8 protein-coding genes are annotated in these 8595 nt (G+C 73.7%); 3 read left to right on the forward strand and 5 right to left on the reverse strand.

Translation table 11 applies throughout. From position 1 onward, the window contains the following. Positions 1 to 3: 3 nt before the first annotated feature. Positions 4 to 231, reverse strand: a complete 228-nt coding sequence (locus ACFW3D_RS14100; protein ID WP_500504383.1) for a hypothetical protein — start codon at positions 229 to 231, stop codon at positions 4 to 6. Between the two features lie 197 nt (positions 232 to 428). Here ACFW3D_RS14100 and ACFW3D_RS14105 point away from each other — a divergent pair, with 197 nt between their 5' ends. From ACFW3D_RS14105 to ACFW3D_RS14115, 3 genes are all read left to right on the forward strand, one after another. Continuing rightward, positions 429 to 827 carry a VOC family protein gene (locus tag ACFW3D_RS14105; protein WP_500504384.1) on the forward strand — a complete coding sequence of 133 codons (399 nt, stop codon included), beginning with the start codon at positions 429 to 431 and terminating at the stop codon, positions 825 to 827. A gap of 111 nt (positions 828 to 938) precedes the next feature. Further along, positions 939 to 1961: a class I SAM-dependent methyltransferase gene (locus tag ACFW3D_RS14110; protein WP_500504385.1), complete on the forward strand. Its 1023-nt coding sequence runs from the start codon at positions 939 to 941 to the stop codon at positions 1959 to 1961. 33 nt (positions 1962 to 1994) lie between these two features. Beyond that, positions 1995 to 2897 carry a hypothetical protein gene (locus ACFW3D_RS14115; RefSeq protein ID WP_500504386.1) on the forward strand — a complete coding sequence of 301 codons (903 nt, stop codon included), beginning with the start codon at positions 1995 to 1997 and terminating at the stop codon, positions 2895 to 2897. 12 nt (positions 2898 to 2909) lie between these two features. On the opposite strand, the gene ACFW3D_RS14120 is transcribed toward ACFW3D_RS14115, so the two are convergent. The 4 genes from ACFW3D_RS14120 to ACFW3D_RS14135 all read right to left on the reverse strand — a co-directional run. Continuing rightward, positions 2910 to 3896 (reverse strand): alpha/beta fold hydrolase, encoded by a 987-nt coding sequence (locus ACFW3D_RS14120; protein WP_500504387.1) that lies wholly within the window; start codon positions 3894 to 3896, stop codon positions 2910 to 2912. Continuing rightward, on the reverse strand, positions 3893 to 5722 hold the full coding sequence (locus ACFW3D_RS14125; protein ID WP_500504388.1) for an alkyl/aryl-sulfatase: 1830 nt from the start codon (positions 5720 to 5722) through the stop codon (positions 3893 to 3895). Before ACFW3D_RS14125 ends, ACFW3D_RS14120 begins: the two co-directional genes overlap by 4 nt. 38 nt (positions 5723 to 5760) lie before the next feature. Next, a complete protein-coding gene (locus ACFW3D_RS14130; protein WP_500504389.1) occupies positions 5761 to 6825 on the reverse strand; it encodes a glycoside hydrolase family 113 in 1065 nt (354 codons plus the stop codon). Beyond that, the coding region (locus tag ACFW3D_RS14135; protein WP_500504390.1) for a DUF2334 domain-containing protein at positions 6822 to 8595 on the reverse strand (1774 nt) is incomplete at its 5' end. The genes ACFW3D_RS14135 and ACFW3D_RS14130, both read right to left, overlap by 4 nt.

The following is an 8595-nucleotide window of genomic DNA, read 5'->3' on the forward strand; positions in this document are numbered from 1 at the left end:
CGCTCACCTCGAGCGGACGGCGTAGAGGACGCCGCAGACGCCCGCCGCCAGCAGCAGCACGCCGGTCAGCGCCGCCCCGGGGACGCCGAGGGAGCCGGGGACCCCGGCCGCCTTGGCCACGCACACCGCGGCGACCGCGAGGACGGCGAGCGCCGCGCGCCGGACGACGGCGGCGTTCCGCGCGGAGGAGATCCGGACGGTTGCGGCGGAGGCGGCACATGCGGCGGACATGGATCGGGGTCCTTCGGGCGACGACGGTACGGATGTCGTGGCCGGCCGCCGGGCGACGGACGGCCGGCCACGGCTCCCACCGTACGGAGTCCGGGGGTGCCGGGGCCTCCCCCGCCGGACCGGTTCCGTATCAGCCGAAAGTATGGTCCCGGCGGCGGGCCTTGCGTCCGCAGGAGGACGCCGGGCAGGCTCGGCGGATGATCGCCACCTTGCAGTGCACCGTGATCGACTGCCCGGACCCGGCCGCGCTGGGCAGCTTCTACCAGGGCATCCTGGGCTGGGCCCTGGACACCGCGGACCCCTCGTGGGTGACCCTGACGGCCCCGGACGGAACCCGGATCGCCTTCCAGGAGGTGCCCTTCCACCGGCCGCCGCGCTGGCCCGACCCGGAACACCCCCAGCAGTTCCACCTGGACTTCGACGTCCCCACCCGCGCCGACGTGGAGCGGGCCCACGAAGAGGTCGTGGCGCTGGGCGCCACCTTCCTGCACGACAGCGGCGGCCAGCGCAGCGGCTTCCGGGTCTTCGCCGACCCGGCCGGGCACCCGTTCTGCCTCTGCTACGGGCAGGCGCCGAATCCCGCGGGCCCGGCGTGACGGTCACGCCGTCGCCCCGGACCCGCCGAAGGACACCGGCCGGGTGTCGGTGGCCGGTTGTACGGTGTTTGTATGCCGCCGCCACGGGCGGACTCGGCCGAGGGGGGCGGTATGGACACGGGGCGGACAACGTACGAACCGCTCGAGCGGGACCCGGACCCGGCATCGGTGCGCCGGGTCACCTTCGTACCGTTCCTGCCGGGCGGCCTGACGGGCGCGGTGCGCGGCGGGGACGGGGTGGTCCGCCTGCCCTCGGGCGAGGTGCTGCCCGGTGAGGACTGGATGCTCGACACCGCCGCCCGCGTGCCGCTGGAGACCGCCGGCTACTACCGGCAGCGGGTACACCCCTTCGCCTTTGACGCGGGGCAACAGCGGCTCTACGCCTGGCTGGACGGCGACCGCTACCGGGGCCGCCGGCCGCACGCCGCCGACGCGGACCTGGTCGTGGCCGACGCCGGCACGATCGCGGGCATGCTCCCCCGCGGCCCCGAGCGGCGCGCCGTACTGGACGCGGCGCGTTCCTTCCGGGAGCAGGACGACGCTTCGTACTTCGCCGACAACCTGCGTCTGCTGGAGCCCGCCTACCTGCGGGCGACCACACCCGAGGGAGGATCGGGCTTCGGCCGGGAGCCGGAGCAGTGGCGGGCGCGGCGCTCGATGGTGGTCGAGGCGCTGCACAAGGACGGCACCTTCCTGGACGTAGGCTGCGCCAACGGGCTGCTGATGGAGTCCGTGCGGCGGTGGGCGGCGGAGCGGGGCCGGGTGGTCGAGCCCCACGGGGTGGACTTCGCCCCGCGCCTGGTCGAGCTGGCCCGGCGCCGGCTGCCGCACTGGGCCGGGCGGATATCGGTGGGCAACGCGCTGGACTGGCGGCCGGCGGACGGCGCGCGGTTCACCTTCGTGCACACCCTCGCCGACTGCGTGCCCGAGCGCAGGCTCGCGGACCTGGTGCACAGGCTGCTGGCGGAGCTCGTGGAGCCTGGCGGGCGGCTGCTGCTCAGCGTGTACCAGGCGGAGGGCGGCACCGCGCCGAGCGCCGCCGCGCGGCTGGCCGCGCTGGGCGTGCCGGTGGCCGGCGCGGCGAGCGGCACCGGGCCGGAACGCACGGCGACAACGGCCTGGGTCGACGCGTAGGCTCGAAGCGTCGTACCCGCTTGGGGAGGCGCCGTGACCGAGCCGTCGTCCAGCCCGATCGAGCACGGCTTCCCGCACCTGGAGCAGGTGCGGGCCGCCCTGACCGCGCTGTACCGGCGGCTGTCGTACGACACGGTGAGCCGCTTCCCGGCGAGCGTGCGCCCCGAGGCGGTGGCCTTCCCCGCGGACGAGGACCTCCATCTGGGCGCCCAGCGGGTGGCCCGGGCCATCGTGCAGCACTTCCGTCTGCCGGAGGCCCGCATGGTGGTCAGTTTCCGGGACATGGTGCACGCGGGCAATGTGGAACTGGCCGCCGGGCCCGAGTACTTCGTGGAGTTGCACGCCCGCTTCCGGGACGACCGGCGCGACGTGGGGGCGGTGCTGGCGCACGAGGTCATGCACGTCTACCTGCACCGGCTCGGCCTGGAGTTCCCCGGGGTACGGGAGAACGAGATCCTGACCGACACCGCCACGACCTACCTGGGCGCGGGCTGGCTGCTGCTGGACTCCTACCGCGAGGAGCCGGCGCTGCGCGGGGAGCGGCTGACCACGGCCGCCTCCAAGCTGGGCTATCTGACCCCGGAGGAGTTCGGCTACGTCCTGGCCAAACGCGCGCTGGCCTTCGGCGACGACATCGAGCCGTGGCTCACCAGCCCGCGGGCCCGGGAGGCCTACCGGGCCGGGCTGCGGGTCGCCGAGGCCGATCTGCGCCATCCGCCGATGGTCGGCTGCGGCTGGGCGGGCCGCCGCCGGTACGCCCACGACCGGCGCCGCGGCGGCGCGTACCCGTCGGCCGGCTACGCCTTCGAGGACGGCGACCCCCAGCGGGTCTCCTTCCCCTGCCCCACCTGTCACCAGCGCATCCGGGTGCCCGTGCGGGGCCGGGTGAAGGCACGGTGCGGGCTGTGCCGGACCGTGCTGGAGTGCGACACCTGATCCGGCACGTGATCAGCCGGTGGGGGGCGCGGCCTCCCGCAGGAAGTCCAGCAGCAGCGCGTTGACCTCCGCCGGGCGCTCCTGCTGGGTCCAGTGCCCGCACCCGGGCAGCACCACCGGTTCGCGCAGGGTGGGATGGAGCTGCCGCAGCGCCGGGATCAGCTCGGACATCCCCGGGAAGCCGTGGACGAGGTCGCGGTCGCCGGTGACGTAGAGGGCGGGGACCTGGAGGGAGGCGCCGGCCCAGGGCGCGGTCAGCCGCCAGTTGCGGTCAAGGTTGCGGTACCAGTTGAGGCCGCCGGTGAAGCCCGACCCCGCGTACTCGGCGGTGAAGGCGTCCAGGTCCTGCTCGGTGAGCCAGTTGGGGAGTTCCTTGGGTTCCTCGACGATGTCGAGGAAGCCGCCGCCGGGCGGGACGAGGGGCTGGGCCGGCACGGGGTCGTTGGCCGGGTTGTCGCCGCAGGCGCCGTACAGGAAGCGGCGGAAGGTGGTCCGCGGATCGGCAGCGAACTCGGCGTCCGCGACGCCGGGCCGCTCGAAGTAGTTCCAGTAGAAGCGCCCGCCGTACAGCTCCCGCACGGACCGCAGCGGCGGAGTGCCGCCGCTGCGCGGGACCGGCGGGACGCTGAGGCCGGCGACGGCGCGGACGACGTCGGGCCGCAGCAGCGCGGTGTGCCAGGCGACGGGGGCGCCCCAGTCGTGGCCGACGACGACGGCCCGGCTCTCGCCGAGGGCGTGCACGAGGCCGACGACGTCGCCGACGAGGTCGAGGACGGTGTACACGTCGACGGCGGTGGGCCGTTCGCTGCGGCCGTAGCCGCGCTGGTCGGGGGCGACCACCCGGTAGCCGGCGGCGGCGAGCGGCGCGAACTGGTGGCGCCAGGAGTACCAGCACTCGGGGAAGCCGTGCAGCAGCAGTACGAGCGGGCCCTCGCCCTCCTCCGCGATGTGCAGCCGGATTCCGTTCGCCTCGACGGTGCGATGTCCGGGGGTCTTCACGGTGTGACGATCGGGAAGTCCTGGTCGGCGGCGTCCAGCAGTCCGACGAGGGTGGCGACCACCTTCAGGTCCCCCTCGTGCTCCACGCCCTCGAAGCGGCCGCCCGCGAGGAGCCGGTGCAGCTCGGGCCGGGTGAGGGTGAGCGTCAGGTCGGCGTGCCGGACGGCGGGGCGCCCGTCCTGGGTGGAGAAGTAGGTGAGGGCGCCGTTGGAGAGGGTCAGGTGCCAGCTGCGGTGCTCGTCGGTGAGGCGCCAGTCGATGGTCAGGTGGACGTCCCACGCCTTGGGGCCGTTGACGCGGATGGCGAGGGAGTCGATGAGCTGGTCGACGGTGAGGGCGGTCATCACGTCCGGGTTGGCGATGACGACCGGGGTCCGGGTGACGCCCTGCCGCAGTTCCTGTGCGCCCATCAGGTAGAAGTTGCGCCAGGGCCCGTTCTCGCAGCCGTGCCCCAGGCGCTCGTAGAGCAGGGCGAGTTCCTCCGCCGCGGAGGCGTGGCCGGGGTCGGCGAAGACCGCGTGGCCCAGCAGGGTGACCGCGAAGCGCAGGTCGCCCGCCTCGGTGTACTCCCTGGCCTTGGCGACGGTGGCGTCCGTGCCGCCGAGGCAGTCCACGTAGCGGCGCGCCTCCGCCGCCGGGGGGTGCTGCCACAGGTGGGCCGGGTTGCCGTCGAACCAGCCCATGTAGCGCTGGTAGACGGCCTTCACGTTGTGGCTGAGGGAGCCGTAGTAGCCGCGGTTGGCGTTGAGCCGTTCCAGGGCGGGGGGCAGGGTCAGTTCCTCGGCGATCTCGCTGCCGGTGAGGCCCTGGTTGATCAGCCGCAGAGTCTGGTCGTGGAGGTAGGCGTACAGGTCGCGCTGGTGGGACAGCAGCCGGTGGATGCCCTCGCGGCTCCAGGTCGGCCAGTGGTGGGAGGCGATGACGACGTCGGAGGCGTTGCCGAAGAGGACCAGGGCCTCGTTGAGGTAGTGCGCCCACAGCCGGGCGTCGCGGACCTGCGCTCCGCGCAGGGTCAGGACGTTGTGCATGGTGTGGGTGGCGTTCTCCGCCATGCACAGCACCCGCTTGGCGGGGAAGTGGAAGTTCATCTCGGCGGGCGCCTCGGCCCCCGGGGTGAGCTGGAAGATGATCCGGACCCCGTCGATCGTCTCGTCCTGGCCGGTGCGGGTGACGTGCACGGTGGGCGGGATCAGGGTGACGGTGCCGGTGGAGGCGGTCTGGCCGAGGCCGCAGCCGATCTGCCCGGCCGGGCCCTTGGGCAGTTCGGAGCCGTACATGTAGACGGCGCGGCGGGTCATCGCGACCCCGGCGTCGACGCTCTCGCCGGCGGCGTGCTCCAGGAAGCCGGCCGGGGCGAGGACGGGCACCGGGTCGTGACCGTAGGGCAGGACGCCGCGGGCGCCGCCGAAGTGGTCGACGTGCGAGTGGCTGTAGATGAGAGCGGTGACGGGCCGGTCGCCCCGGTGCTCGCGGTAGAGGGCGAGCGCGGCGGCGGCGCACTCCGCGGAGCGGAGCGGGTCGATGACGACGACCCCGCGGTCCCCCTCGACGAGGGTCATGTTCGACAGGTCGAGGCCGCGTACCTGGTAGATGCCCTCGACGACCTCGAACAGGCCCTGCTTGGAGGCGAGCCGGCTCTGCCGCCACAGGCCCGGGTGCGCCGTGTCGGGGCACGGGCCCTGCAGGAAGGAGTACGCGTCGCCGTCCCAGACCACCCGGCCCTCGCCGTCGGTGATGCGGCCGGGGGTCAGGGCACCGAGGAATCCCCGGTCGGCGTCGGCGAAGTCCGTCGTGTCCTCGGTTGCGCCGGGTGCGAGAGCCGTCATGACGACACAATGTCAGCGTTTCGCCTGAATTGTCACGCTCATGTGCGCCACCAGCGGCGCAGTACCTCCTCCGCGGGTTTGCCGTGCGGGCTGTACGCGAGCCGGGCCGGGGTCTCCCCGCTGTCCGGCCAGTCGTCCCACATCCACCAGCACACCCCCGCCCACCAGCGCTCCCCGTCCAGCGCGGTGAGCAGCGCCTGGTAGGCGGCCGCCTGTTCGGCATCCCCCGGCTGCCGGCTGACGGTCCAGGAGTAGGGCGCCGTGGTCGTCCCGCGCTGGCTGACGTAACCGGCCTCGGTGAACAGCACGCGGCGGTGGTGCCGGGCGGAGTAGCCGGCCAGTTCCCGGATGACGGGCCGCCAGGCGTCACGCAGCCGGCCGGCGTCGGTGGTGGGGCGGTCGGCCAGCGGCCAGTAGGCGTCGACGCCGATCAGGTCGAGGGCGCCCCAGAAGGGGACGTGCCGGTACTCGTCGTAGTTGGCGGCGTAGACCAGCGGACCGTCGTAGGCCCGCCGGACGGCGCGGATCACCGCACGCCAGCGCCCGCCGTCCCGTGAGGTGCCGGCCAGTTCGGTGCCGACGGAGAACTGCTCGACGCCGAGCGGGCCCGCCAGTTCCGCGTAGTGAGTGATGAAGCGGGTGTAGGCGGCGAACCACGCGTCGGGGTCGGCGGGTGCGATGCCGGCCCGGTCGCCGCCGCCGGTGAGGTCGACGTGCGGCTTGAGCAGCACCTTCAACCCGGCGGCGTGGGCCTGCCGGACGATCCGCCGCAGGCTCGCGTCGCTCGCGGTCTCCTCCGTGGTGCGCATCGAGGAGTCGTGGACCGCGGACTGGTACCAGGTGGGGGTGAAGGACACCCACCGCGCGCCGGTGTCGGCGATACCGCGCAGGTAGCGCCCGGCGGCGGGGCTGTCGTAGTCGTCGGAGGCCCAGGAGGGCAGCGCGATGCCGCGGACGCGGTCATCCGCGGCGGTCCCGGGGTGCTCCTGCGGCCGGTCGTCGGGGCGGTCCGCGGGCGAGGCGCCGACGGCGGCGCAGCCGGCGGTGAGGGCGAGGACCGCCGCCGCGACGGTCGCGGCGGCGGTCCTCCGGAACAGGGTCACGCGGCGGTCGCGGGGCTGACGAAGGTGTAGCCCAGGGCGCGGATGCCCTCGACCGTCTCCTTGAGCGGCTGGACCGGGTAGTAGGGGTGGTAGAAGAAGCTGGCGAAGCCGTCGCGGACGGCGAGGTTCGCCCTGGCCGAGGCGATCAGGTCGGCCGGCAGGCGTGCCGGGTGGTTGTTGTAGGCCTCGGGCTCGTAGTTGCCGATGTTCTCGGGCAGCACCTTGGTGCCGTAGACGTCCTTGACGACGTAGGGGAAGAACTGCCCGATGAAGCGGTTGGGGTCGGCCGTGCCGCCGCCGAGGGTGCCGGAGAAGTACAGCGAACGCTCCAGGCGCGCGGTGTAGTTCTGGGCGAAGACCTTGTAGTCGGTGGCGGACGCCGCGTAGTGCGGGGTGGTCCACAGCTTGGGGGCCGGCAGTCCGGCGAGGGCGAACTGGGTCAGGCCCAGGGTGACCCGGGTCTGCGCCCACAGGGCGGAGTCCCCGGCGACCGGGCCGTCGTAGACCACGTTGTCGGAGGCGTCGACGTGGGCCCGGTAGAACTCGAAGTCGTCACCGGTGACGCCGTTGTAGGGGTTGGCGGTGTTCCCGTACTGGTGGGTGTAGCCGTGGTTCATCAGGACGGCGCCGTGCTGGAGCATGTACTTCAGGGTGGAGACCAGTTGCGGGCGCTGCGCCAGGGTGACGGTCTCCGGCCGGCCGTTGTTGTAGGTGCCCTTGGGGTCGGTGTAGACGGGGATCACGTTGATGCCGTACGGGATCTGCTCCGCGGCGAGGTAGTCGGCGATGGCCCGCAGCTGCGCCGGGTCGGAGTTGGGGCTGATGTCCTCCAGCCGCATCATGGCCCGGTGCCGCTCGGTGGTGGCGGGGGCGAGGGAGTCGAAGAGCAGGTCCTCGAAGGCGATGATCCGGTCGCTCTCAGAGACGTAGGCGAAGGGGATCTCACCGACGTAGGTGAGGTTGCCCGACCGCACCGCCCACGGGAAGTCGGTGCCCGTACTGGTGTCACGGGCCGTCGCCAGCCGCGTCACCGCCGGGTAGCCGGGCCCCGTCATGACGGCCGGGCGGAGCACGCCGCCATCCTGGCCGGCCGGGACCTTCCGGGTGAGGGCCTGGCCCTTGTACGTCACCTGTGTGACGGCGCCGACGCTGCCGTTCGCCTCGAAGTACGACGCGGTGGGGTCCCAGCCGTACTTGTTCTGGAACTGGGCGACGCCCGTCGCGTTCGCCAGCGACCAGATGTTGTCGGCGAGCCAGGTCACCGGGCGCGTGGTGGTGACCACGTCCTGGTAGAAGGCGGCGGGGACGGCGTCCGGGACGCTCCCGCCGTAGTAGGTGGAGCCGATGTAGAAGGTGGCCGTGTACTGGTCGACCATGCCCGCGGTGTACTGCGCGACGGGCTTGGCGGTCACGGAGCCGAAGTGGCCGGCGAGGTTGGCGGTGGCCATGGCGTACAGCTCGCCGAGGTGCCCGTAGGGGCCTGCGGTGTCGTACAGGACGAGGGCGGTGGTGCCCGCGTCGGCGGCCGCCGCGGCCCGCGCGGGCACGGCGGCCAGCGGGGCGCGGGCGCCGGTCAGGTCGCGGTCGGCCCGTGGCGGCAGGCCTCCGCCGCGGACCGGGGCCTTGGCGCGCCGGTCGCGGTCGGCGGCGCGCTGGGCCTTGGGCCAGCCGGTGAAGTAGACCTCGCCGAGGCCGGCGCCGCCGCCCGGCGGCGCGCCCCGGTGGCGGTGGTCGCCCAGGCCGGCCGGGCCGCGCGCCGCGGCGCCGCCC

It is taken from the genome of Streptomyces sp. NPDC058864 (genome assembly GCF_042742985.1).
Classification (GTDB): domain Bacteria; phylum Actinomycetota; class Actinomycetes; order Streptomycetales; family Streptomycetaceae; genus Actinacidiphila.